A 611-nucleotide genomic window follows, 5' to 3' on the forward strand; every position below is an offset into this window, starting at 1 on the left:
ATACGTTCCCGGGTCTTGTACACACCGCCCGTCACACCACGAGAGTTTACAACACCCGAAGTCGGTGGGGTAACCCGCAAGGGAGCCAGCCGCCGAAGGTGGGGTAGRTGATTGGGGTGAAGTCGTAACAAGGTAGCCGTATCGGAAGGTGCGGCTGGATCACCTCCTTTCTATGGAGACTCGGATCTGATAGATCCAGTCAAGTATCTTCGGATACAAATCGCTTACTCACTCGTGTTCAGTTTTGAAGGATGAATTAACCCTTCAAYAACTTTGTTCCTTGAAAACTAGATAACGAAACAAAAACGTAAAGTAAGAACTTAGGTTGCTTGATCTTCGGATCTYGCAAAAATCTTTAAAGCTTTTCTAGGTTAAGCTAGAAAGAGCACACGGAGGATGCCTAGGCACTAGGAGCCGAAGAAGGACGTGGCGAACGACGAAATGCCTCGGGGAGCCGTAAGCAGGCTTTGATCCGGGGATGTCCGAATGGGGGAACCCAGCTGTGGTAATGCGCAGTTACCATGTAGTGAATACATAGCTACATTGGAGGCAGACCCAGGGAACTGAAACATCTAAGTACCTGGAGGAAAAGAAAACAAAAGTGATTCCGT

At 48.5% G+C, this 611-nt stretch carries 2 rRNA genes; both read left to right on the top strand.

Features of this window, described 5'->3' with window-relative positions:
* Nucleotides 1-170, top strand: a 16S ribosomal RNA gene (locus AC1DVJ_RS31270); the annotation flags it as partial.
* Between the two features lie 199 nt (nucleotides 171-369).
* Nucleotides 370-611 (top strand): 23S ribosomal RNA (locus AC1DVJ_RS31275); the annotation flags it as partial.

Source organism: Paenibacillus sp. P4_A9, assembly GCF_056402415.1.